The 23,909-nt window shown below is 49.8% G+C and carries 19 protein-coding genes and 1 tRNA gene; 5 read left to right on the top strand and 15 right to left on the bottom strand.

Annotated elements, in window-relative coordinates; translation table 11 throughout:
• Positions 1 to 65 precede the first annotated feature (65 nt).
• From ABCW45_RS09285 to ABCW45_RS09265, 5 genes are all read right to left on the bottom strand, one after another.
• Positions 66 to 1,421: a GntP family permease gene (locus ABCW45_RS09285; RefSeq protein ID WP_117470649.1), complete on the bottom strand. Its 1,356-nt coding sequence runs from the start codon at positions 1,419 to 1,421 to the stop codon at positions 66 to 68.
• A gap of 365 nt (positions 1,422 to 1,786) precedes the next feature.
• Positions 1,787 to 2,524 carry a FadR/GntR family transcriptional regulator gene (locus ABCW45_RS09280; protein ID WP_117470648.1) on the bottom strand — a complete coding sequence of 246 codons (738 nt, stop codon included), beginning with the start codon at positions 2,522 to 2,524 and terminating at the stop codon, positions 1,787 to 1,789.
• A gap of 172 nt (positions 2,525 to 2,696) precedes the next feature.
• Entirely contained in the window at positions 2,697 to 4,364 is a 1,668-nt protein-coding gene (locus ABCW45_RS09275) for a Na/Pi cotransporter family protein (protein ID WP_117484583.1), read from the bottom strand.
• A 205-nt stretch (positions 4,365 to 4,569) separates the two neighbouring features.
• Positions 4,570 to 5,283 carry a peptidoglycan recognition protein family protein gene (locus ABCW45_RS09270; RefSeq protein ID WP_117470647.1) on the bottom strand — a complete coding sequence of 238 codons (714 nt, stop codon included), beginning with the start codon at positions 5,281 to 5,283 and terminating at the stop codon, positions 4,570 to 4,572.
• A gap of 167 nt (positions 5,284 to 5,450) precedes the next feature.
• Entirely contained in the window at positions 5,451 to 6,107 is a 657-nt protein-coding gene (locus ABCW45_RS09265) for a Crp/Fnr family transcriptional regulator (protein ID WP_117470646.1), read from the bottom strand.
• A gap of 289 nt (positions 6,108 to 6,396) precedes the next feature.
• On the opposite strand from ABCW45_RS09265, the gene ABCW45_RS09260 reads away from it, so the two are divergent.
• Positions 6,397 to 7,152, top strand: a complete 756-nt coding sequence (locus ABCW45_RS09260) for an ATP-binding protein (RefSeq protein ID WP_117470645.1) — start codon at positions 6,397 to 6,399, stop codon at positions 7,150 to 7,152.
• Positions 7,153 to 7,272: 120 nt separating this feature from the next.
• Complete coding sequence (locus ABCW45_RS09255) at positions 7,273 to 7,776, top strand: hypothetical protein (protein WP_117470644.1); 504 nt, start codon at positions 7,273 to 7,275, stop codon at positions 7,774 to 7,776.
• Between the two features lie 93 nt (positions 7,777 to 7,869).
• Here ABCW45_RS09255 and ABCW45_RS09250 read toward each other — a convergent pair whose 3' ends face one another.
• Positions 7,870 to 8,694, bottom strand: a complete 825-nt coding sequence (locus tag ABCW45_RS09250; protein WP_343220709.1) for an EFR1 family ferrodoxin — start codon at positions 8,692 to 8,694, stop codon at positions 7,870 to 7,872.
• 525 nt (positions 8,695 to 9,219) lie between these two features.
• On the opposite strand from ABCW45_RS09250, the gene ABCW45_RS09245 reads away from it, so the two are divergent.
• Entirely contained in the window at positions 9,220 to 10,131 is a 912-nt protein-coding gene (locus ABCW45_RS09245) for an Rpn family recombination-promoting nuclease/putative transposase (RefSeq protein WP_343220708.1), read from the top strand.
• 126 nt (positions 10,132 to 10,257) lie between these two features.
• Here ABCW45_RS09245 and ABCW45_RS09240 read toward each other — a convergent pair whose 3' ends face one another.
• Both ABCW45_RS09240 and ABCW45_RS09235 read right to left on the bottom strand, forming a co-directional pair.
• Entirely contained in the window at positions 10,258 to 11,379 is a 1,122-nt protein-coding gene (locus ABCW45_RS09240) for a DNA/RNA non-specific endonuclease (protein WP_343220707.1), read from the bottom strand.
• A 167-nt stretch (positions 11,380 to 11,546) separates the two neighbouring features.
• On the bottom strand, positions 11,547 to 11,954 hold the full coding sequence (locus ABCW45_RS09235) for a ribonuclease Z (protein WP_343220706.1): 408 nt from the start codon (positions 11,952 to 11,954) through the stop codon (positions 11,547 to 11,549).
• 412 nt (positions 11,955 to 12,366) lie between these two features.
• Between ABCW45_RS09235 and ABCW45_RS09230 the strand changes: the two genes are divergently transcribed.
• Positions 12,367 to 12,439 (top strand) — tRNA-Ala (locus ABCW45_RS09230).
• A gap of 250 nt (positions 12,440 to 12,689) precedes the next feature.
• On the opposite strand, the gene ABCW45_RS09225 is transcribed toward ABCW45_RS09230, so the two are convergent.
• From ABCW45_RS09225 to ABCW45_RS09205, 5 genes are all read right to left on the bottom strand, one after another.
• Positions 12,690 to 13,844: an N-acetylmuramoyl-L-alanine amidase family protein gene (locus ABCW45_RS09225; RefSeq protein ID WP_343220705.1), complete on the bottom strand. Its 1,155-nt coding sequence runs from the start codon at positions 13,842 to 13,844 to the stop codon at positions 12,690 to 12,692.
• A gap of 158 nt (positions 13,845 to 14,002) precedes the next feature.
• A complete protein-coding gene (locus ABCW45_RS09220; protein WP_343220704.1) occupies positions 14,003 to 16,231 on the bottom strand; it encodes a C40 family peptidase in 2,229 nt (742 codons plus the stop codon).
• A gap of 196 nt (positions 16,232 to 16,427) precedes the next feature.
• Complete coding sequence (locus tag ABCW45_RS09215) at positions 16,428 to 17,378, bottom strand: DUF1177 domain-containing protein (protein WP_117470638.1); 951 nt, start codon at positions 17,376 to 17,378, stop codon at positions 16,428 to 16,430.
• 56 nt (positions 17,379 to 17,434) lie between these two features.
• Positions 17,435 to 18,412: a TAXI family TRAP transporter solute-binding subunit gene (locus tag ABCW45_RS09210; RefSeq protein WP_343220703.1), complete on the bottom strand. Its 978-nt coding sequence runs from the start codon at positions 18,410 to 18,412 to the stop codon at positions 17,435 to 17,437.
• On the bottom strand, positions 18,409 to 19,695 hold the full coding sequence (locus ABCW45_RS09205; protein ID WP_343220702.1) for a galactokinase: 1,287 nt from the start codon (positions 19,693 to 19,695) through the stop codon (positions 18,409 to 18,411). Before ABCW45_RS09205 ends, ABCW45_RS09210 begins: the two co-directional genes overlap by 4 nt.
• A 361-nt stretch (positions 19,696 to 20,056) precedes the next feature.
• Here ABCW45_RS09205 and mnmL point away from each other — a divergent pair, with 361 nt between their 5' ends.
• Positions 20,057 to 20,989, top strand: a complete 933-nt coding sequence (gene mnmL, locus ABCW45_RS09200) for a tRNA modification radical SAM protein MnmL/YtqA (RefSeq protein WP_117566282.1) — start codon at positions 20,057 to 20,059, stop codon at positions 20,987 to 20,989.
• 370 nt (positions 20,990 to 21,359) lie between these two features.
• On the opposite strand, the gene ABCW45_RS09195 is transcribed toward mnmL, so the two are convergent.
• Together ABCW45_RS09195 and ABCW45_RS09190 are read right to left on the bottom strand one after the other, a co-directional pair.
• Positions 21,360 to 22,202: a DegV family protein gene (locus ABCW45_RS09195; protein ID WP_117484590.1), complete on the bottom strand. Its 843-nt coding sequence runs from the start codon at positions 22,200 to 22,202 to the stop codon at positions 21,360 to 21,362.
• Between the two features lie 429 nt (positions 22,203 to 22,631).
• Positions 22,632 to 23,813 carry an iron-containing alcohol dehydrogenase gene (locus ABCW45_RS09190; protein ID WP_117503015.1) on the bottom strand — a complete coding sequence of 394 codons (1,182 nt, stop codon included), beginning with the start codon at positions 23,811 to 23,813 and terminating at the stop codon, positions 22,632 to 22,634.
• Between the last annotated feature and the right edge of the window lie 96 nt (positions 23,814 to 23,909).

Below are 23,909 nucleotides of genomic sequence, written 5' to 3'. Positions count from 1 at the left end.
AATTTTGTTCTTTCTCTGTGTTTCGAATGCACCGCGGCTTTAAGCTGCGTATCTGCATCTTTCTACTACGCAAAGAATGAAATTACAAGTGCTACAAGGAATCCGGTCACGCCGACTAAGGTCTCCATGATGGTCCAGGTTTTCAGAGTCGTCTTCTCGTCGATTCCCACGAGGGATCTTACCAGCCAGAAACCGGAATCATTGAAGTGGGAGCATACGGTGGAGCCGCCCGCTACTGCCGCTACGGTACATGCCAGATATAACGGGGACAGCTCGCTGATTCCCGGAAGCGCCGCAACGATACCTGCCGCCATGGTCATGGCAACCGTCGCGGAACCGACACTGATACGGACAAGGACTGCGATGATAAATGCAAGGACAACGATCGGAAGATTCATGGATGCAACCGCGTTTCCGATCACATTTCCGAGACCGGAGTATTGAAGCACATAGCGGAGCACGCCGCCGCAGGCGGTAACGAGAAGGATGAGGCCGGTCGGCTCTAAGGACTTTGTCATAACCTTCTCAAGCTCTTTCATCGTGTAGCCATGCTTTAAGCCAAGACCAAACATGGCCGCCAGAGTCGCGAGCAGCAGTGCTACGAACGGCTCACCTAAGAACTCAAAGATCGGAGCAACACCGGCTAATGCCGGAACAACGCCGCAGATGGAGTCCAGAATGATGAGCACTAACGGGATCAAAATGATCCCAACGATCAGCCAGAAGCTCGGAAGCTTGGACTCATCAATCTCTTCCTGATTTGCCACACTCTCCGGTACCGGAACATAAAACTTCTTACCACAGATGGATCCCCAGACCGGACCGGCTATGATCATCGCGAAGATTCCGCAGAAGATTCCGACTAAGATGACCCAGCCAAGATCTACATTTAACATCGTTGCTACGAGAACCGGACCCGGTGTCGGCGGAATGAACGCATGTCCAACCGCAAGTCCTGCAAGGAGCGGGATCACATAGTGAAGAGAGGAACGCTTTGTCTTCTTTGCAAGGGAGAATGCTAACGGGATCAGAATGATCAGTCCTGCATCGAAGAATACCGGCATCGCGATCACGAGACCTGTGATTCCAAGCGCCCACGCGGCCTTCTCGTCACCGAATTTCTTTACCATCGTGACGGCGATCGTCTGTGCGCCGCCCGAGACCTCCAGGATCGCGCCGAACATGGATCCTAAGCCTACAAGCAGGGCAATTCCTTTTAACGTGTTTCCAATTCCATCATTGACTGCCGCGATAATATCTTTCGTCGGCATTCCCGCAAGAAGTCCGATGCTGATTGCTCCGATCAGGATCGCGATCATTGCCTGCACATTAAACTTGATGATCAGGACGAGCAGGATCACAAGACCGATCAGTGCTGCCAGGACAAGGCGGGTCGGGTTGAGTACAACTCCTTCAGACATAGTGAATTTACCTCCCAGTGTATTTGTTTTGGTTGTTCCGCGCAAAGATCCGTTCCATACCCCTGAACCGGACTGCTCTGCGCTTCATGGTTGCATTTGGAAATAACAGTTCATATTTTGTTTTTCCTGCTTTCCGCTTTTTCATCAGACATGTCAGGCTGTTTAGTAAATTCTTTAATGCATTTGTCTGATGTCTTATGTCTATGGGCTTAATCTAACATTTTTCTGTGGTATTTGCAATACTTGTCTGATGTATTTTGTCTTTTCTCTTTTTCGCACAAAAAAAGCAGGGGAAAATTGTGCACTATTTTTCCCTGCTCTCAGCATTCTTATTCCACTCGAATGACTTCAGACATTTTACTCTTCTACTGTTCTTTCTTCTCTTCCGTCTCGACCTGCGCCTCATAGGCCGTCCGACGTTTCAAAAGCTCCTGCCTGTTATACGTCAGATGCATCACCATGGCACACCGCGCCCCGGTGGAATCATGATTTGCGATGGCTTCCGTGATGGCCCGGTGGGTCGTGATCGTCTCTGTCCGCAGTGAGCGCCTCGTCAGGTTCACGAAGGTATTGATTCCCGAATTGATGATCGGGATCAGGGACTCCATGACCTGATTCTTGCTGCACCGGGCGATCCAGGTGTGGAACTCGATGTCCTTCGGCATATGATCCTTGTCCGCCAGATATAGTTCCTCCGTCTCCTTACACAGCCTCTTTAAGGTCGCGATATCCTCGTCCGTCGCGTAAACTGCCGCCTTAGCGGCAATCTCCGGCTCTAAGATCAGACGGACGTCAAAGAGATCCAGCGCCAGCTTAAACCTGTCATGGAGCTTTGCATTAAGCCTTAACGGATCGTCCTCCGCAGGCGTCAGACTGCTGACATACGTTCCCGCGCCTCTCCGCACCTGCAGAACTCCTTTCGTCACCAGACCTTTCACCGCCTCGCGGATCGTGCTTCGTCCCACCTCAAACATCTCCGCAAGTTCAAACTCGTTCGGAAGCCGGTCTCCCACCTCCAACGGTTTCTCTTTTATATACTCTAAGATCCGGTCCTCGATCTGGCTGCCCAGAAGTTTCCGGTCATCTTTTTTCTTCGTCTCCATAGTTTCCCCCATGTTCTGTTACAAGTTGTCTGATGTCTTCATTATACGGAAGATCGCATATGCTGGCAAGCTGATTTTTCCAAATGACCGCAAATACTAAAAAATCCCGCACACAGTCCGGATATTATCCGGAATCTGTATGCGGGATCAAAATCATCAGATGAAATGCGCTTTACAGCTCATCCTTCACATATCCGGCCACATTATAGGCATGGTCGGAGATACGTTCCAGATTGCTCAGGATATCTAAGAACACAACGCCGGCAGACGGGTTGCACTCGTTCTTGGAAAGACGCTCGATGTGCTTGTCGCGCATCTCCTCCTCGAGAGTATCCACACGGTCTTCCAGCTTGCTGACCTGACGGATATCCTCCATTCCGCCATCCTGGCGGGCAGCGACTGCATGGTCCACAGCTCCGATGGCCGCGCTCGAAATCTCTTTGAGATCCTCGAGCCCGGTCTCTGAGAAAGTGAGTCCATGTTCCTTCAGGTACTGTGCCGCCTCTGCGAGGTTTTCCGCATGGTCGCCCACACGTTCTAAATCGCTGATGCTGTAGAAGAGGTTGCTGACCTGAACTTTCTGTTTCTCATTTAAGGACAGGTTGTTGACCTTAATGAGATATTCGGTAAGCTTCTTATTTAAAATATCGATCTCTGTCTCGTTCTTAAAAACCTCATCCAGACATTCATATTTGTTTTCCAGAAGGACGTTTGTTGCAAGCTTTAAGTTTGCGAGAGCCATCTTACCCATATGAACGACTTCCATCACACCGACTTCAAGGGCAAAGGTCGGGGATTTGAAGATACGTTCGTCGAGAACCGGAAGCTCGTCCTCCTTTGTCTCCTTCTGCTCCTCTTCCTGACCTGTCTCGCGGACGATCAGACCGGAAAACGCAACGAGCTGTTTCGCGAACGGGAATAAGAGCAGGGTGTTCGTCACGTTAAAGAATGTATGGAACACCGAGATCTGGAAAGAATTGATACTGCTCTGGGCAATATCCGGGCGCATCATGGAAATGATATACATACCGATTCCGAATACGACCGCACCGAAGCTGTTGAAGGTCAGATGGATCACGGACGCGCGCTTTGCGTTTCGGCTTGTGCCTGCACTGGATAAAAGGGCAGTCAGACATGATCCGATATTCTGTCCAAGAGTAATATAAATCGCGGCATTTGTGGATACCACTCCGCTCATCGCCAGAGTCTGTAAGATACCAACAGAGGCGGTGGAGCTCTGGATGATCGCAGTTACAAGGGCACCGACAAGAATACCGAGGATCGGGTTCCTTCCAAGTACCGCAAACGCCTTCGCAAAGATCGGGGCATCCGTGTACGGTGCTACAGAACCTGACATGAAGGTCAGGCCCACAAACAGGAGGCCGACACCGATACAGATCTCACCTGCCAGACTCTCCTTTTTCTTCTTGGAAAACATCAAAAAGGCGGCGCCGATGGCAACTACGAGCGGCGCGAAAAACGACGGCTGCAGGATCTTCATCGCATCCCCCAGAGAGTTTAAGGAAACCATCCATGCGGTGATCGTTGTACCGATGTTTGCGCCCATGATGACTCCGACCGCCTGGGTCAGATTCAAAATTCCGGCGTTTACGAAACCAACGACCATGACGGTTGTGGCTCCGCTGCTGTGCAGGATCGCGGTGATCAGAGCGCCGAGACCGACTGCCAGAAGTCTGTTGTCCGTCACCATTCTCAGGAACTTGTTCAGCTTACTTCCCGCTGACTTCTGCATGCCGTCACCCATGATGCTCATACCGTAAAGGAACATGCCCAGACCACCGAGGAAACTGAAGATACTTTCCAGATATCCGATATTCATAATGCCTTCTCCATTCTCTTTTGTCGCTGCCTGTTGTCTTAACACGGCGGCGTGGCAAAAGCGCAGTTTCGATCCGATTCTGCAAAATTTGCCTTCGTGTTCCATCATATCATAGAGCACACGCTTTTTTCAATTATAAATATAATATTTGTAAATTTTAGGTAAAGAATACAAAATGAATTTCGAATTTTTAGTGAATGTCCCGTTACTTCTTCAGAATCTTTATCGCTTTCTTTACATCCTTATGGAAGTCCTCCCATTTCTCCGGATAATCCACAAAATATTTCGGGCAGATCTTTCCCGTCACGTCGTAGTGGCGGATCACGTCATCCGGCTTCAGATCAAATTCCACACAGAGGTACGCGCATAAGTTTACAAGCGTCTGATATGTACTGTCATAAAATTTTCCGGTCTCATCCGGGTGGCAGCACTCGATGGAGATCGTGTCACTGTTGCGGTTGTTGGATGCGTAGGCCACCTCATTTAACGGGACGCACTGGACGACCTCACCTTCCAGACCGATCACAAAATGGCTGCTGACAGAGGTGGTCTTCGAACCTGTCTGGTCCTTTAATCCCTCAAAATAATTCCGGTTTTCCAGAGCGGTGCTGCAGGGATTTGCGACATAGTGTACCACGATGCCGTTTACTTTCTCAAGTGGGATCTGCGGCCGTGAGTACTCATTCGGGGTCAGTAAATTCACATTCACATACTCCGGAACCGCCACATCCGCCGGATTTACCTGTTTCCTCCCCGTAAGCTTCTTTGTCACGAGCACAGCCGTGACGATCACGGCGATCACGATCACGGCGGCCAGTCCGCCTACGATCATGCGGCGGGTCCGCTCCTGCTTTCTTCGTCTTCTCCGGTTTTCCTCCCGCCGGATCCTTCGCTCTTCGATCTCATCTCTGTATGGCATTGTTCTTTCCTTTCTTCTATATATAGAATTGTGATGTCTATTCCGCAGGTCTATGCACTTACTGGGCTGACCGTAAGAAAACCTATGCCGGAAGTCAAAAATCCCATCGGCACAGCCGATTTGGAATGGATTTTTGCGCGTAACCGCGAGGACACTGAACCGTTACATTATAAAAGCGTAAAAATATTCTTCTCAAATTCAATCAGCCCGTCTTTTTTCATCCTGGAGAGCTCCGCAGACAATGCGCTCCTGTCCACCGCGAGATAATCCGCGAGCTGCTGGCGGTTAAAGGGGATTCCGAAGGTCTTTTTCTTCTGTTTTTCAGACTCAAAGGACAGGTACGCCATCACCTTTTCCCGGATGGACCTCTGTCCCATGTGGTCGATCTTCCGCGTCAGCATGAGATTTTTCTTCGCCATGATATAGAGAAGGTTGTGGATCAGGCGGTTGTGGTGGGAGCATGCCGGGGTGCAGACGTTTAGGATCTTTCCGATGTCCAGAAACAGGATCCGGCACTTCTCCGCCGCCTCCACATTTACCATCAGAGACTCGCCGGGCATACAGGCATAGGCCTCTCCGAAGAGCTCGCCGCTCCCAGCATGTCCAAGGACCTGCCTGTTTCCCCAGAAATCGTCCCGGGAGATATCGACACTTCCGGAGAGGATGAATCCCATGGAGCGGATCGCAGTTCCTGCAAGAAAGACCGCGTCGCCTTTTTCGTATTTCTTTTCGACTGCGGAGAGACATTTCAAGATGCTCTCCTTTTCTTCCGGGTGGATTCCGGCGAAAAGCGGGGAATCCGGAATTTCTTCTTTGTGGATCATAGTTTTCCTTTCTTTCACCTAACACGGGCGGCCATTTGCACTTTCCTGTTTCCTTCTTCCATCACGTGCGGTCTACCTTTTTTCAGTTCTGAATGTACCACATTGCGGATTTTTCGTTGGAAATACAACATACTTTTTGTCATCATTGTAGTATATTGACGATACAAAAGTCAATACATGACACTTACAAAATCTGCCACGATCCGCTTTTTCCGGATACATGGCAGCAAATACACCGCAATAGAAATTGCTGAGACAATATTTACACATTTTGAAAGGGGAACTTAAATTGAAAAGAACGATCGTAAAAATTGATGAAGAAAAATGCAACGGCTGCGGAGCATGCGCAGCAGCCTGTCAGGAAGGCGCAATCGCGATGATCGACGGAAAGGCGAAGCTGATCCGCGACGATTACTGTGACGGCCTTGGAAACTGTCTTCCGGCCTGTCCGGCGGACGCCATCAGCTTTGAGGAGCGCGAGGCTGCCGCTTATGACCATGAGGCGGTTCTGGCACACATGGCGGCAAGAAAAGCTGCTTCCCTCATGCCGACAGAGGCACCGTCCCCGAAGCCGGAATTTACAGGATGCCCGGGAAGCATGAGCCGCACGATCACACATGCCTCCGCGCCTGCATCTAACAACGCAGCGATTCCGGGACACACTGCACCTGTCTCCATGGAGAGCAGACTATCCCAGTGGCCGGTTCAGATCAAGCTCGTCCCGGTCCGCGCCCCGTACTTTGACGGTGCGAAGCTTCTCGTTGCCGCGGATTGCACCGCTTACGCATACGGAAACTTCCACAACGATTTCATTGACGGACATGTGACACTGATCGGATGTCCGAAGCTGGATTCCGTAGACTATTCCGAGAAGCTTACAGAGATCATCCGCAATAATGATATCCAGAGCGTGACAGTTGTTCGCATGGAGGTTCCGTGCTGCGGAGGAATCGAGGCGGCTGTGAAGAACGCGCTGATGGCAAGCGGGAAGTTTATTCCGTGGCAGGTATATACAATCGGTACCGATGGACGGATCTTGAAATAAGATCTCGTCCCTGCCAGTTCTTCTGGAAAATCCCATCGGCATAGCCGATCTGGAATAGATTTTTCCTTGTAACTACGAAGGTACTGAATCGACATTTTTATATTTAAGAAGGGAACCTATATGTCTCTCTCAACTACTACAAACACCTCCGGCCGCACCCCGGAGCAGGACGCTGTCATCTGCGCCCTCATCGGACTCGCCCGCGCCGCGGAGGCAAAGGAAATCCCGGCTGGAACTGCTCCGGTCCTTTTTGCAGCCCTGGCATCCGTGGCCCCGGGCGGCTCGCTCTCCTCTTCTGCCGCCAATGACCTTGTGGAACAGATCCACAAGCAGAAATCCATTGTCTCCCCAGACTGCGCCGCTTGCCCATCCCCCTGCGGAAGGACTGCGGACTTTCTTCCGAAGGACTTAAACTGCACCGACAACGGCCTCTTCGAGGACCGGAACCGGCTGCTCGCAGAACTCAGCCAGCACGCGAAAGAGGAATGGAAGCGCATTCTCGCGGAGCAGGAAGATCCGGAGATCACACGACTCTTTATGGACTGCGTGTTCATGGCGGGATATGCATATGAAAAGGAGCTGTTTGCGCCGTATTTTGAAAAATTGGCAGCACTGAATGACTGAGAAAAAAAGATTGATACAGGGAGCCTGTTTTCGCCCTCTGTATCAATCTTTTGCATTGATTTTTTATGCATTTTTTATACAATCATAGAATCATCAGATAAACCACTCTGCCTCAGCCCGTCTCTGGTAATTCTGTTTTAGCATTTCCACATGAGATAAAAATGCCTCGTCATCAAAATACTTTGCGCCTGCCGGACATGCCTTGATGCAGGCATGGCACTTGATGCAGATTCCGGTGCAGGTATCCGGCGCGTCCTTCGGGATGGATCCCATCGGACAGACGGTCGCACAGATTCCGCACTTCGTGCATTTTTCCGGGTCTGTCTTCGGTTTCGCCTTTAAGAACACTGCAGGTTTTCCATCCGTTCCAAGCGGTGTATAGTAGGAAGTCACCGGATCATCGCCGCGGACCTCGATCTTTGCCGGGATCTCCGTCATATCAGCAACTTTCTTCGCGACCTTCTCACCAAATTCCGCGATCTTCGCGAGATCATCCGCATCCGGACGTCCTGTCGCAAGCTTATTGCTGAACACATGCTCTGTCGGGATTCCAGCAGCTGCGATCGTATGGAAGCCGTGAAGCTCCAGCTCGTTGCGAAGCTCGATCAGACCGTTGTCAAAGTTTCTGTTTCCGAATACCGATACCGGTACTGCAAATGCGCCATTTCCCTCAAAAGCGCTCTGCACATACGGTAGCATCTTATTCGGAATTCTTCCCGCGTAGACCGGTGTGCTGAAAAATACAAGATCCTCACTTTCAAAGCTCGTAACACCTTCCCGGTTCTCCGGAAGTGTAAAATCAAATGTCTCCATCGGCACAGAAAGAACTTCCGCCGCCTTTTTCGCCATCGTTGTGATTACTTTTTTCGTGTTTCCTGTGGGGCTGAAATATACCGCCCATACTTTTGTGATCTTCATAATACCTCACCTTTTCCCTTGATATATGATTCTTTATTAGCAGATAAAATCTGCTTTATGAATTTCTTCCCATCAGTATAGCATATTGCAATGCAAAAAGAAACCTCCTTCCCACAAAAACAGAAGCCCCTGGAATTTTACTTCCGGGGACTTTTCCATTTTCTGTTTCGTGAAATTTACAGCTCCGGTGCCTCATCGAGTACGAACTCTACGCTGGCATCTTTCTTGATTTCTACGGTGTCTTCAGCTTCCTCGATTTCGATGGAATCTTCTGCTTCTGTGTCCTCAATGAGTTTATCAATTTTTAATATTTTTTAATACCCAACTACATTGCCATCCCCACTCCTACATGCTAATATAATCCCAAGCAAGGTTTCTAACGAATTCTATGATCTATTTTCTATTCTGGCCATTACGGCATCTGAAGACTCTTTGCTGAAATCACCCAAACAACTGGCAGGGAGTCGGGGATGTCTCGTATCAATTCCTCTCCTGCCCAATTTTCCAGGAAAGGAAGGTAACTGAATGGAAAATCAAGTGATCCATGCTCTCATCTCCACTGAAGAGTATAGGGAATCGCCCGATTTTATGAATGTCAATCTCAGCGATTTCGCCCTGTTTCTCGCGGTAATGAAGCACAAGGAGGCGCAGGAATGCGTACTCAGTATTATCCTGGATGAGCCAGATCTCAGGCTTACACAGGTAAGGGTTGAGGACGTTATTCTCAACAAAAACGGAAGACGCGGAATCCGGCTCGACGCCTGGGCATTGGCGGAAGATTCCAGGCAATTTGCTACAGAGATGCAGAATGATGCGTCTGAGGACGATCTCAGGAAGCGCTCCCGGTATTATCAGGGACTTCTTGATACACCGGCGCTAAAGGCAGGAAAACACACAAAATACCGCCACTTGCCATCAACGATCGTGATATTCATCACCCAAACTGATCTCTTCGGAATGGATCGCGCAATGTACACATTCACAGAGCGCTGTCACCAGATTCCGGGGATGGAACTGGGGGATGAGACAATGAAGATATTTTTGAATATGAGCAGTAAGAACGAACGGGATGAACTCGTGAGTCTTCTTCAATATATGAAAAACTCTACGCTCTCCAATCCCGAGATTATTATCCTTGATGACAGGATCCGCAGGCTAGACGCAATTGTTACTGAAGTAAAGCAGAGTGAAGAATGGGAGGATGCACATATGAGTATTTTATCTACTGGTATTGACATCGGACGTAAGGTAGGCCATGAAGAGGGCCTTGAAGAAGGGCGCAAAGAAGGGCGTCTTGAGGGAATCCATGCGATTATAAATGTTCTAAGAGAACACGGTCTTACCGATTCTGAAATTATACAGCAGTTATGTAAATCTTTTCGTTTAGATACAGGCACTGCGGAAAAAATGTTTCATGATTTCTCAAATCATGATTAATCTCTAATTTTTCAGTTTACTCTTATGTCAAATATGGTCTAAACAAAAGCCCGGCTCCATGCACTCTGAATGCATAAAGCCGGGCTTTTGATATTGTCTTAATTTTATATGTTTTTGAAATATTCTCTACGGTTTGCAACTCTTACAAGCCTCATACCCCTCATCAATCAATTTCTCCCGCTCCCCCGTATACTCTTTTCGGTTCTCAGACTTAATATTCTTCACAGAATCACAGTCCGGTCGGTGGAATTTCATGGTCTTCGTGTTGAGGATATAGGTTCCGCTCTCTTTTCCAGAGGTTCCTGCATCGTTTTTTCCGGCACCTCCAGATGCCCCTGATGAATTGTTTCCAGTAGACGATGTACCTGACGTTTTCCCGGTACCTGACGCACTTCCGCTTTGACTGCCTCCTGCACCTCCGCTCTTCGCCAGTTCACTCTTTCCCGTCGCATAGTCGATCGTGACTCCCGGCTGAACATTGTAAACATAAACACAGAACAGGACTCCGTCGCCTTCGTCCTCCACAGATTCCGCTTCCATCAGGACTCCGGATGCCACAAGGTTATCTCCCTCAAAGACCGGCGTCACGCGGTACATCACATGGTTTCCGGTTTCTTTTACATAGTCGGCTGTCAGGTTCTCAAACGGCAGCATTCCCTGAACATTAAGGTATCTCGTACCCGTGATCAGATTCTTTTCGTTCGCGTTCTCCGCAGTCAGCTGGTATCCGATCAGATGGCATCGGTTATACAGATATTTTCCATCCACAAAATCATATTTCGCATTGATCCACCCTGTTGGCTTTACCTCTCCGATGGAACCCCGCTTTTCCGTCGGCATCGTATCGGTACTGACGGAGGCATAAGCCACACCGCAGCGGCCTAATGAATCCAAATCACTGTAGCTTTCAAAGGAGACATCCGTCAGGTCGTCCTCCGTAAAATACGGAACATTTCCATTGACCGCCACATAGGGGGAGTCCGTATACTCCGGAATATCGGAGAGACGGAATTCCCCGGTTGCCGACGGGTTTCCTGCCATCCCCGATGACGTTTTATTTCCCTGTCCGCCGCTATTCCCAGCTCCGGAGTTCTCTGCCGCCTCAGCAAGACTTCCAAGGATATTTCCCGCCGCATGAGCAACATCTGCCGCCACACTGACATTAGCGGCCGCATCTCCCCCACAGGCCGTTACCGTCAAAGAGACCACCGCGATCACGCAAAGCAGCCATTTTCTTAAATGATTCATATTCTGTCATTCCCCTCTGTTGCCATATTTTCTATCGCAGTCCGCCTTTCCGCCAAATGCTCCGTACATACTCCCCCCTGTCCCAATCTCCAATCTCCCACTATATTTCTGAAATATCGGAATTAGAACTGTCTCCAGCGTCATTCTGCCTATCATACATTCATATTTTAACGGGTATACCGCTCTCTCGTAATTTTCTCGTGGGAAGATCCCGCAAATTCTTTCGTCTCCACGCACTTCCACACGCTGAGGTCCACCGGAAAATACACATCCGCCGGATAATCCCTGTTCCAGTGGTAGAGATAGATTTCCTCGATCCGCTCCGCACAGCCAGAGACGTCCGCATTCTCCACAAAGCAGAACTCCCCGTCCCCCGCAGCATCGAGAAACGTCTCATCCACCCGTATTTTCTCCGCATCACTCTCCGCAAACTGTTTTCTGCTGTAGGCATTCATCCAAAGTTTTTTTCCACCCGTAAGTTCCAGAATATCTGCCCGCAGGATACGATCCTGACTCTGGCGGCGGTGATTGAACATCATTCCATTATGATCATCCACACATACGATCAGTACCATATGATCCCCTCTTTCTGTTTCTTTCCATATGGGTATTATACACTATGTTTCCGTTCATGTAAACATATGTTCGGCGTCTCTTTCCTGAAAATCTTACCGTTCAGCTCTAGTTAGTTAAAAGTTAAATCTGCAGTAACTGTTCAGTAGGTCTGCGCACTTGCTGCGCTGACCGTAAGAAAACATAGGCTGGAGGGCAAAAATCCCATCAGCGAAGCTGATCTGGAATGGATTTTTGCGTGTAACTATGAAGGTACTGAATAGTTACAATCTGCGTTAAAAATCCCTGAAAGCCCTTCGCTGGTCTGGATAATGTTGTGGCTGTGCGGTAACTTTTTTTTCATTTTTCCCATGGAAAATCTTGACATCTGTCCCCTGCGGTGCGATAATAATGAGGTCAAAAAAATATCGTTATGGGCTTGTAGCGCAGTTGGGAGCGCACCACATTCGCATTGTGGGGGTCGTCGGTTCGAATCCGATCAGGTCCACTGAAAAAACACCATTTCCATTGAGAGATGGTGTTTTTTATATGGAAAGAGTCCCCCCCCGTAGTTTTCAACATCCTCGCATTCATCTGCGTTAATCTACATCTTCGCGCAAATGCACATCTTCGTCATGTAATTTTTTTGATTACCAGGAAGTTCCGGTATAACCTCCCATTAATTCCAAAAACCGCCGCCAGGTATTTTCCCCAGCAGCGGCATTCCATTCATTCTGTCTTGAACTTACGAGCCCGGATCACTGTCCAAAATAACTGTTCACACCGACAACAAGTCCATCCGCCAGTTTTCCTAACGTCGCATCATCATGAGCAGATTTCCCATCCCCCAGTTCGATATCAATACTCGGAACCGTAGAATACGACGTCTGGGTCAGATCCATCTCCATGGATCCCGACGAGAAGATCTTCACACCGTTCTGCTTCAATCCGCCAACCAGCGCACTTCCAAGCTTATTGTGGGACTCCCAGTGGGACGCCACCGGCTCCATGGCACGATAGGCGGCATTATTCGGCACACTCATGTAAAACGCGCCCTTGTCCGTCTTCGTGGAATCCCAGTGCAGGGCGATATGGCAGTCAGCCTTATTGTTTGCCATGACAGTTCTCGCCACATTGTCGAGCTGCACATCACTTCCATCGCGGATCATCAGCACATCATATCCCGCCGCCAGAAGCTTATTCCGGAAGATCTGCGCCATACGGAGCGTCACGGTACTCTCCGCCGTTCCATCCGCGAACGTCATTCCGCCGGATACCGCCACCGCCTTTGTCGCGCCTGCGCCCGTCGTTCCGCCTGTCACCTTCGCCGTCTGATCCGGGTGACAGAATGTCTTTACCTTCGATCCGCCGGATGTACCATGTCCAGCATTTACGGCAACCACCTTATTTTTCCGGTTCGCGGCTCCATTGTGGTAGAACACCGCGTGACCGCTGTTGATCGCGGACATCCCCGCGTATTTCCAGTTGGGATCCATTCCGACCTGATAAGCCTTATCCACATACGCCTTTAAGGAGTCGGGTACTGTCACGGTTCCATCGGCAGCAACTGTGGATGTTCCGCCCGTAGTTGCCGCCCCCGTTTTCGCAGTGCTGCTCTGCGGCTTGCTGGTCGTCAGATAGCGGCTTGCCACATAGACGGTCGTCTTCGCCCCGCCGATCTGCACCTCGCTCCACTCCCCATTGTTTTTCACTCTGGAAAGTACTGTCCCGCGGGGCAGTGTTCCGAGAACCGCCCCGGATACAGTGGACGGCTGATTCCTGTAATTTAATTTCGACGCGTTCACATAAACCGTATCCGCAAACGCCGTCATCGGTACCGCTGCGGCGAACAAGATGCCAAGTCCTGCGCAGAGACCTGCCGCATGTCTCTTAATACCCTTCTTTTTCTCCATATTCTTTCCTTCCCATGCATTCCGGATCTGATCCACCCGGAAAAATTTTAATATGTCCCGGCTTCCCAGTCTGAGGAATTCATTTCTTCCAAATTTACTTTCCTTATCAAGACAGCCCGGCATCTCTACCGGGCTGTCCGAAATCTTCCAATTTTCAATTAATCACCAAGTACATTCACGATCTTCGCCGGAGTACGATAGTTCCATGTGGAGATCTTGATACCGGATCTCGCGTTGGACGCATGGCACACCTGACCATTACCGATATAGAGCGCAACATGGTTGATTCCGCCGCTGCCGGAGTAGAATACAAGGTCACCCGGACGCATCTGGCTCGAGGTGATCGACTTTCCGCTTCCCGACTGCGCGCCGGAGTTGTGCGGCAGGGATACACCGAATTTCGCCATGACAGACATCGTAAATCCGGAGCAGTCCGTTCCGTTTGTCAGGCTCGTTCCGCCGTAGACATATCTGTTTCCGACGAACTGAACTGCGTAGTTTGCGATCTGGGCACGTTTGGAGGAAACACTTCCGGACTTCGATCCGGCAGCCCCGTCGTTTGCGCTGTTCTTCTTACCGGAATTATTCTTTGAACTGTTCTTAGAATCATTCTTCGAAGAGGTATCTGCAACCTCAACCACCGGCGTATACTTGATCGCCTCTTCCAGACCGTACTTAACGTCAACATAATCGCTGGACAGGTATGCGTCCTGATCATCGATCTCGATCTTTACCCAGCCATCCTGCTGATCCGCTACAAGGAATCGCTCGCTGTTGGAGATCTGTGTGTAGATCGAAGAATTCGTGTTCGGCTCTGTGCGGACATTGACGCCGTCCGTGTTGGAGATCGCCATCAGCTTTGCAACCTGAAGCGCTTTGTCCTTCGCCTGCTGTCCTGTCAGGATATACTCAGATTTTACATAACCGGTAATGTTTCCGGAACGGATCTTGTACCAGCCCGACGTGGAGGTGTCCAGGATATCACAGCCTGCGTTGCTCGGCAGCTTCGCGATGATCTTGCCCTTCTTCTCATCCGGATTGTCGCGGACATTCAGGTAATTGGACACATTGGATACACCGAGATTATCATAAAGGCTTAAGACCGTCTGTCTCATATCCTGCTTGATCGCCTCATCCAGAGCGTATTTTACGGTGACATAATCCGCAGAAATATATCCGGAAGAAATCTGGATCCAGCCGTCCTGCTGCCCCCTGATGTCATATCTTTCGTTTTTAAATACCTGCTCCACAACATTCGCATCCGCCTTCGGCTCTGACCGGACATTTAACTTATCCGCATCGATCACGGCACGCTCAGCCACATTTTCCGCAGCCAGTTTTTTCGCCTCATCCCCGGTATAGACATACTGGGAGCTTACATAACCGGTCACACCGCCGGATGAGATCTTATACCATCCATCTGTGGAGGTATCCAGAATCTCGCAGGCGCCGCCCTTCGGCAGCTTTCCTATGACCTCACCGAAGCTCTCCGGGGTCTTTCTGACGTTCAGATAGCCTGAGACCTCCGCAATCCCAAGATTTGCATAGCTGTCCACAATACTCTGGACCGTCTTTTCATATTCCTTAGACGCGATCTCCTCGGCAGAAAGCGTGGTCTCCAGAACGATATTTCTCTCCCCGGTGCTCTCAGATGCAGCCTCTGTTGTCTCTAAGGAAGCCGCTGCGGTCTCAACCTTCATCCCCCTGGAAAAAGTGTCCCTGTGATTTCCGATCACAGTTCCTGCAACCGCAACCACCGCGACCACTGCAACAGCCGCTCCTCCTGCCGCGAGGATCTTCATATACGGCATCGCCGCCTTTTTCTTTTTGATCTCACGCAGTCTTAAGATATTTTCACGCTGACTTGCCTGATGCTCTTTTTTCGGGCGCACGGGCTGCTGTTTTTCCCTTCGGTTTCCGAAACGTCTTCCCGCAGAACGGGATCTCTGTTCCTCTGTCTCCGATTCAGCGCTGTCGGCTTCTGCAGCCTTTGCCTCCGGCTCTGTGCTGTCGGCTTCTGCTGCCTTTGCCTCCGGCTCTGTGATGTCGGCTTCTGCTGCCTTTGCCTCCGGCTCTGCGCTGTCGGCTTCTGCGGCCTCTGCCTCCGGCTCTGTGTTGTCGGCTTCTGCGGCCTCTGCCTCCGGCTCTGTGTTGGCGGCTTCTGCGGCCTTTGCCTCCGGCTCTGCGCCGTCAGCATCTGCGGCCTTGGTCTCCGGCTCCGTGCTGGCGGCCTCTGCGGCTTCGACCTCCGGTTCTGTGCTGGCGGACTCTGCGGCTTCGACCTCCGGTTCTTTCTCGGATTTCTCCGCCGGGATCTCCGGGATCACCGGCTCCATCTGATCCGGAACGTCTTTCTTAGTTTCTTCTATCATTTCTCTGTCTGACATGTATGTTCTCCATCACCCCGTCCCATAGACGGTTATCGCATATTGTTACAATTTTTGCTCTACCCGTAATTGTAACAATCCCGGCAGAACCTGTCAAATTTTTTCCGCCGGGATTTATGATAAATTTCTGTCAAATTTCTTAAAAAATTACATCTGCTGCCGGAATCCGGCTGAGACCCGGATCTTTTCCCGAAGCTTACGCCTCTTCACTCTTCTTTCCAAGCGTCTGGAAGTGTTCCATGCTGCCGTAAAGCTCCTTGATCCGTGCAAACTCCTCCTTGTCCAGAAAACTCAGTTTTCCTCTTCCGAATGCCTTCGCCGACTCGATCATAAACCGGGCTGCCTCATCCAGATCTTCCATATGGGTAGCTCCCGTTGCACATCCGGCAACGGTCGTCTCTGTCGTGATCGCAACGCCTACCACCGGGGCTTTTGTCGCCGTCGCAGGCTGCAGGATGCTGTTTAAATGGAAGATTCCATTTCCATAAGGCGTGATATCCTGCTGTGTCAGAGCAAATACATAAGGAAGTTTTCCTGTTGTCATCTGCATCACATCGAGAAGATCCTCGCTGACTCTCAAAATATACCCCTGACATACCGTCGGGGAGATTGCGAATCCACGGTGGTTGATGATCCTGTTTCCCTTTGTGGTATCCACAACCAGAACTGCGTCCAGATCGTCCGTCACTTCCTCCTTATTCACCTGCCAGGTCTCCACCGGGGAGTTCATAAACGGCACCGGTTCATGGGGAGCTGTCGGAGCGTCCGGGCAGACATGGGTAGATATGAATACGTCGCCCTCAAGGAAATCACCCTTTGCCTGCATTCTGAGAAGCTTTGCGGCAACCGCTAACGCTGTCAATGCGCCGTCACCGTCGGAGACAAACCCGATCTGTTCCGGTCTTGCCCCCAGACCGCCGAGGCGTCCGAGAATGCCGATCGTTCCAGCGTTTCCGCCCTTTGATTTTCCGTTTTTTCCCGGAATCAGGATTCTCACCATATCTGTATGACCTTTTGGTCCTTCAAGCGGATACGTTTCCACCTGACACATGGGATCGATGGATCTAAAATACTCCACCACCTCGCTGCCGGACGCTGATGCGCTGTCTAACATGTCAAATAATTCGATCAATTCTTTGTACAACATAGGACATCTCCTTTTCCCGGTCTCTTATAAGACCGCTTGTTATTTTGAGGAACATTTTACTTGAAATATCCCTGCTCCTCATAATACCGTTTCGCCCCGTCATGAAGCGGAATCGGGATCTTAGAAGCCCGGAACTCCCTGTCATCCATCGCCCGCATAAACGGTTCTCCGGCTGTATACACCGGTCCGTTGACCTCCAATGCCCAGGCGATCTCATGAACAAGGTCTTCATCCATATCCGCAGACACGCAGACAAGGACTTTTTCGCAGAAGGTCCCGACCTCATCGTCCTGATTTTCATAAGTTCCTGCCGGAACTTTGATCTTACTGTACTCCGGATGGCCGTCTAAGATCTCATCCAGTTCTTCGTCCGTGTAGGACAAGAACCGGATCCCATACTCTGCCGCCAGCTCCTGGTAAGCCGGGACAGGGGACTCCGTGAACGCATGGATCCCATCAGCCCACTGGTCCCGGACCCCGTCGGCTCCACCTTGGATCCCATAATACCAGATCTCCGTGTTCTCCTTGTCGATTCCAAGGACATCGAACACTTCTCCGGATACCTTTGCCGTCTCAGAACCTTCATTTCCCACGGCAAGCGGATGCCCCTTCAGTTCCTGTACCTTCGAAAGTCCCAGTTTCTTCGGGGATATCCATGTGGAGACGATCGGATAACATGCCGCTACTGCACGAAGTTTTTCCTTTTTTTCTCTCTCACAGGCACCGGTTCCCGTATACGCCTCGTAAGCTGCCCCAGCCGGAACGATCACGAGATCATATGTCCCGTCAAACAGATGCTCTATATTCATATAGGCGCCTTTTGACGGCCTGGTCTCCACGTAGACTCCGGGAACTGTGTTGCTGATGGTCGCCGCCACGGCTTTTCCAGCCCGGTCAGTCACGCTGTCCTCAGTGAAGGTCCCCATAATGAGTTTTCTCGTCTCCCCCATACCGGGATCCGGCTTTGAGCATGCAGTCAATACACCGGAAGCGGCAGCTATAAGAATCAGGCTCCGTGCGTGTCTCCGATTCATGCGATATATCCGTCCACGCATACCGCTCCGTACGGGCGGATGCTCATACGGTATGCGCTTCCCTCTCCCATTGCCTTTTCAATATAAGCGATGTACTCGTCTGTCACGGAATTCGGCAGCATCGCCATAATAACGCCCGCAAATCCGCCGCCGTGAACACGGCATGCGCCGCAGCCTTTTTCCTTGATAAATAACTCTGTGAGCGCTAACGCGGAAGTGATCCCCTGCTCCTCAGATCCCGGAACATAGCAGTTCTGGAGCCATTTCCAGGAAGAATTTCCGGATTCAGTGATCAGGCTTAAGAATTCGTCAAAACGGTTCTCCTTTAATGCCTGAACCTGTTTTTCAACACGCTTGTTCTCCTCAAAGAAGTGAAGGGCACGTAAGAACGCGCGGTCACCCACCTCTTTTCTCACTTTCGCCGCATTTTCGATCACTTCCTGTTCCGTGATATCCGCGCAGACTTCCTTTCCAAACACGGCTGCCACCCTCTTCATCTCATTCGGGATGGAGGAATACTCAGCGCTTAAGTCCGCATGACCTTTTCCGGTCTGGACAATGATCAGACTGTGATCCTGAGCACCGAAATCATAGTTGAGTTTCTCAACAACCGGTTCTAAAGGATTCTTGAAGTCGATGGTGATCATGCCGCCCACCGCGCATGCCATCTGGTCGAGAAGACCTGAACCTTTATTCCAGTATTTGTTCTCCGCGTATTTGCCGACATGGGCATATGTAACGACGTCCACTTTTCCGTCATTGAAGAACTCGTTGATCATGGAACAGATCAGCATTTCGTAGGAAGCGGAGGAGCTGACTCCGGCGGCGCTGATCACGTTGCTTGTAATGTAAGCGTCGAAACCGCCGATCTGATATCCCATCTCCTGAAATCCGGCCAGCATTCCCTTTGTCAGGTCGATGGTTCCGGCCATCTTGTCACTCGGCTTTAAATTTTTGATATTGATCGTGAATTTCTGGCTGTATGTCTCACTGATAATGTGAATCTCATCGGTTCCGTTTGCCGCCGCGCAGGCAACACAGTCAAGGTTGATGCTTCCAGCCAGAACTTTTCCATTATTGTGGTCTGTGTGGTTTCCGCTGATCTCGGTACGTCCTGCGGAAGTGAAAAGACTCACCTGATCCCCCCCGAATGACTTTTCAAATCCCTCAAGAACATGCTCATAGCGCTTTTCATTCTCAGCGGCACCGTCCCCATACATTTCTGTAAAAAATCCGGTCGCTTTCGCGCTCTGTAATGCTTTCTTTGCAGCTTCTCTATCCATAACCCCAGTTCTCCTTTTCGATCCGCTTTGGCGGATATTTTTATTTTTTTCACAGCCGGCACCTTATGTGGAAGCTTTGCTGTGTTTTCCGGGTTACTGTACCCACAGTTACTGTACACAGGTAGGAATTTTCTGAACTGAAAATTCCGTACAATACAGTGGTGGTAGTGGATTTTGCCGATTCGGAATGCGAAGCATCGGCAAAATCAGTTACTGTTTGCGCAAGGCGTGAACAGTAACTACGCGCAAAGCAGGCGCAGTAACTTTTCCGGAAATCAGGTTGAAAAGAAACCTCTTATTATTATATAATACCTCGTATATGTGTTGCAAGGAAAACTTATTTTTTGAAAGGATCTGTTTTATGCTTCAGACAGACTGGAATGGCAAACCGTACCACTCTCTCGACTATGAATTAAAAAAGATATTTGGGAAAAAAGTCTATAAACTCGCTCTGGACGGCGGCATGACATGTCCAAACCGGGATGGCACACTGGGAAGAGGCGGCTGTATCTTTTGCAGTGCCGGCGGATCTGGTGATTTTGCAGAAAAGCAGGCCGGATCCCTTAGAGAGCAGGCTGACCTTGCGAAGGCCCGCGTCAGCCGGAAGATCTCAGGAGATGACGCTGCCTATATCGCGTATTTCCAGTCATACACAAACACTTATGCCCCACTCTCCTATCTGAAACAACTCTTTTCTGAGGCAATCTCTCTCCCGGAGATCTGCGCACTCTCCATCGGTACACGGCCTGACTGCCTCCCGGATGAAACCGTAGAGCTTCTTTCCCGGTTAAATAAAGAAAAACCAGTCTGGATAGAACTCGGTCTGCAGACGATCCATGAGGATACGGCAAAACTCATCCGCCGGGGATATGCGCTCCCCGTTTTTGAGGATGCCTACCGCAGGTTAAAGGCTGCCGGACTCACGGTGATCGTCCATGTGATCCTCGGACTTCCCGGAGAGTCGAGGGAACAGATGCTGGAAACCGTGAATTACCTTGGGAAGCTCCATGTGGATGGGATCAAGCTGCAGCTCCTTCATGTGTTAAAAGGGACAGATCTTGCCGATCTTTATGCATCCGGCGGGTTTCACACACTGGAACTGCCGGAATATCTGGAACTGATCGGTGACTGCTTAAAAATCCTCCCACAGGAAACTGTGATCCATCGGATCAGCGGCGACGGGCCAAAGTCGATCCTGATCGCACCGGAATGGAGCGGGAATAAAAGACTGGTTTTGAATTCCATTGCAAAATATTTAAAGGAACATCATATTTTTCAGGGGATGGACCTGTAACTGCTTTCTCATTTCGATAAAATGAATGTGCCTTGTCACATTCCTGCGCCTCGTGCGGTCGCTTGCGACAGTCTACATCTTCGCGCGAGTGCGCATCTTTGGCACGTCAGTGCCTTTTTATGTAACAGGGAATTTCTCAGAATTTCCTGCTACATAAAAAGGCGTTAAATCCATCATCCGGATTTTTCTCCGGGTGGATCGAACGCCTTTCTCATTTCTCTTCCGTTATTTATACTGCCACGTAACTATTCAGTACCTTCATAGTTACGTGCAAAAATCCATTCCAGATCAGCTTCGCTGATGGGATTTTTGCCTTCCAGCCTATGTTTTCTTACGGTCAGCGCAGCAAGTGCGCAGACCTACTGAACAGTTACACTGCCACAATGATTCCGCCGTCCCCTGCATAAACGGTAGCAAGTCCGGCTGTCTCGGTCACAATGATCTTTTTGAACTTTGCGGCCTGTTCAAATTTTTCTTTTACATACTGGGCACGTTCCGGCGCATTGCAGTGAGCGATCGTAAGACACTTATCTTCCACTGTTCCTGCATCTTTCACAACGATCTCCACCATTCTCTGAAGTGCCTTCTGGATTCCGCGGGCCTGATCCAGTTTGATGATCACGCCGTGATCCGCACCCATAACAGGCTTAATGTTTAATTTTGTCGCGAAGAACGCCTGAAGTCCGGTGAGTCGTCCGTTCTTTCTCAATGTATCCAGAGTTTCCAGAACAAAATACGTCTTCTGTCTGTCGCGGTACTCGAGAGTTTTCTTTACGATCTCTTCAAACGGAATATCCTGCTCACAGAGTTCCTGAACATAAAGCGCGAGATTTACTTCTCCGGTAGAAGCAGACTCAGAATCGATCACCACGATATTCTTCTTTCCGGTTCCAAACTCTTCCTCATAAAGATTCTTTGCGAGAACCGCACTGTTATAGCATCCGCTCAGGTGGGAAGAGATCGTAATAACAAATACATTCTCCTCCTCGCAGCAGTAAGCTTCCTTAAATGTCTCTGGAGACGGGCAAGCAGTCTTCGGACACTCCGGGCTTTCCTTTACGATTTTTAAGAATTCCTTCTGGTTAAAATTCTTATCGTCAACAAACTGGTGGTCTTCCACCATAAGCGTAAACGGGATCAGGGTAAAATGCGGATCCTTCCTCTGCTCCTCAGTAAGATCCATGCAGCTATCCCCAATAATTCTATAATTCATACTGCTTCCTCCAGCTCTATTCCCTATCACAGTTCTCATTTATTTTTCCCTGTGATGTAGTATTCAATACCATATATTATAGAGTGGCTTCTACAGAAAGTCAATAGAATGATAGAAAAACCTCGCTTGATATGTCCTGGAAACGTTACTGTACGCGGGTAGGAATTTTCTGAACTGAAAATTCCGTACAATACAGTGGTGGTAGTGGATTTTGCCGATTCGGAATGCGAAGCATCGGCAAAATCAGTTACTGTTTGCGCAAGGCGTGAACAGTAACCTGCAAACAGAAAATCTCTGCCGGATATTCCCGGCAGAGATTTTCCCAATTCGATCTCCATACAAGATCTGATTACACCACAATATTTATATTATGCGGATAATCTTTCCAACAGCTGCTTAGCACCCTCACAGCCGCATCTCAAATTATCGTTAAAAGTCAACTTCAGTTCCGTAATATGTGCAGGTAAGCAGCTTCGCCATATTCGCAGGATCGATCTCTCTCGGGTTCGATCCGGTACATGCATCGCCAACCGCGAGTTCCGCGATACGGTCCACCTTCTCCTTAAATTCGTCCTCATTGATGCCGAATTCTTTCAGTGTCTTCGGAATATTCAGCTTCTCATTGAATTCATTGATCTTCGCGCAGAGACTGTTGATCAGGGCCTGTCTGGATCTTCCCTCTAATCCCATTCTTCTTGCGATCTCCGCGTAACGATCAGCTGCGACGGTATCCTTCGCGTTATACTGGATGACATACGGAAGATAGATTGCGTTCGCGCATCCGTGCGGAATATGTCCGGTGGAGAACGCAGCTCCCGTCTTGTGGGCCATAGAATGAACGATTCCAAGAAGCGCATTAGAGAATGCCATTCCCGCGAGACACTGCGCGTAATGCATCTCCTCTCTCGCATGGGTATTTCCATTGTAAGATGCCGGAAGGTATTCCAGAACCATCTCGATCGCCTGAAGTGCCAGCGGATCCGTAAACGGTCCGTTTAATGTGGAGACATACGCCTCGATCGCATGGGTCAGGGCATCCATACCGGTATAGGCAACCTGTTTCACCGGAAGTCCCATCACGAGATCCGGATCTACGATCGCAACATCCGGAGTAATATTAAAGTCAGCAAGCGGATATTTCACTCCGGTCTGATAGTTTGTGATGACAGAGAACGCTGTTACCTCTGTAGCTGTACCGGATGTGGACGGAATCGCCGCGAATCTTGCTTTCTGTCTCAGCTCCGGGAAACTGAACGGAGTAATCAGATCTTCAAATGTAGTCTCCGGGTACTCATAGAATGCCCACATCGCCTTCGCCGCATCGATCGGGGATCCGCCGCCCATGGATACGATCCAGTCCGGCTCAAACTTGCGCATCGCTTCCGCGCCTCTCATAACGGTCTCCACCGACGGATCCGGTTCTACGCCCTCAAAGACTTCAACTTCCATTCCGCCGTCTTTTAAGTAATGAACAGCCTTGTCAAGGAATCCCTGGCGTTTCATAGAACCGCCGCCTACTACGAGAAATGCTTTCTTTCCTTTCAGATTCTTCAGTTCTTCCAGACATCCTTTTCCATGATAAATGTCTCTCGGTAATGTAAATCTTGCCATACGCTCTCTTCTCCTTTCACAATTCTGTCATTACAGACAGGGATCTCACGTTTCCGACCTGTGTTTCACAGGTTTTACTAAGAACCAATCACGCTT

The sequence above is a fragment of the Pilosibacter fragilis genome, from assembly GCF_032490495.1.
Taxonomy (GTDB): domain Bacteria; phylum Bacillota; class Clostridia; order Lachnospirales; family Lachnospiraceae; genus Pilosibacter; species Pilosibacter fragilis.
Note: the sequence above shows the minus strand (reverse complement) of the source record. Positions and strands in the feature narration are given on the sequence as shown.

Coding starts and splice junctions, on each gene's coding strand:
- ABCW45_RS09285 (WP_117470649.1), bottom strand. CDS start 1,421: ATGTCTGAAGGAGTTGTACTCAACCCGACCCGCCTTGTCCTGGCAGCA.
- ABCW45_RS09280 (WP_117470648.1), bottom strand. CDS start 2,524: ATGGAGACGAAGAAAAAAGATGACCGGAAACTTCTGGGCAGCCAGATC.
- ABCW45_RS09275 (WP_117484583.1), bottom strand. CDS start 4,364: ATGAATATCGGATATCTGGAAAGTATCTTCAGTTTCCTCGGTGGTCTG.
- ABCW45_RS09270 (WP_117470647.1), bottom strand. CDS start 5,283: ATGCCATACAGAGATGAGATCGAAGAGCGAAGGATCCGGCGGGAGGAA.
- ABCW45_RS09265 (WP_117470646.1), bottom strand. CDS start 6,107: ATGATCCACAAAGAAGAAATTCCGGATTCCCCGCTTTTCGCCGGAATC.
- ABCW45_RS09255 (WP_117470644.1), top strand. CDS start 7,273: ATGTCTCTCTCAACTACTACAAACACCTCCGGCCGCACCCCGGAGCAG.
- ABCW45_RS09250 (WP_343220709.1), bottom strand. CDS start 8,694: ATGAAGATCACAAAAGTATGGGCGGTATATTTCAGCCCCACAGGAAAC.
- ABCW45_RS09245 (WP_343220708.1), top strand. CDS start 9,220: ATGGAAAATCAAGTGATCCATGCTCTCATCTCCACTGAAGAGTATAGG.
- ABCW45_RS09240 (WP_343220707.1), bottom strand. CDS start 11,379: ATGAATCATTTAAGAAAATGGCTGCTTTGCGTGATCGCGGTGGTCTCT.
- ABCW45_RS09235 (WP_343220706.1), bottom strand. CDS start 11,954: ATGGTACTGATCGTATGTGTGGATGATCATAATGGAATGATGTTCAAT.
- ABCW45_RS09225 (WP_343220705.1), bottom strand. CDS start 13,844: ATGGAGAAAAAGAAGGGTATTAAGAGACATGCGGCAGGTCTCTGCGCA.
- ABCW45_RS09220 (WP_343220704.1), bottom strand. CDS start 16,231: ATGTCAGACAGAGAAATGATAGAAGAAACTAAGAAAGACGTTCCGGAT.
- ABCW45_RS09215 (WP_117470638.1), bottom strand. CDS start 17,378: ATGTTGTACAAAGAATTGATCGAATTATTTGACATGTTAGACAGCGCA.
- ABCW45_RS09210 (WP_343220703.1), bottom strand. CDS start 18,412: ATGAATCGGAGACACGCACGGAGCCTGATTCTTATAGCTGCCGCTTCC.
- ABCW45_RS09205 (WP_343220702.1), bottom strand. CDS start 19,695: ATGGATAGAGAAGCTGCAAAGAAAGCATTACAGAGCGCGAAAGCGACC.
- mnmL (WP_117566282.1), top strand. CDS start 20,057: ATGCTTCAGACAGACTGGAATGGCAAACCGTACCACTCTCTCGACTAT.
- ABCW45_RS09195 (WP_117484590.1), bottom strand. CDS start 22,202: ATGAATTATAGAATTATTGGGGATAGCTGCATGGATCTTACTGAGGAG.
- ABCW45_RS09190 (WP_117503015.1), bottom strand. CDS start 23,813: ATGGCAAGATTTACATTACCGAGAGACATTTATCATGGAAAAGGATGT.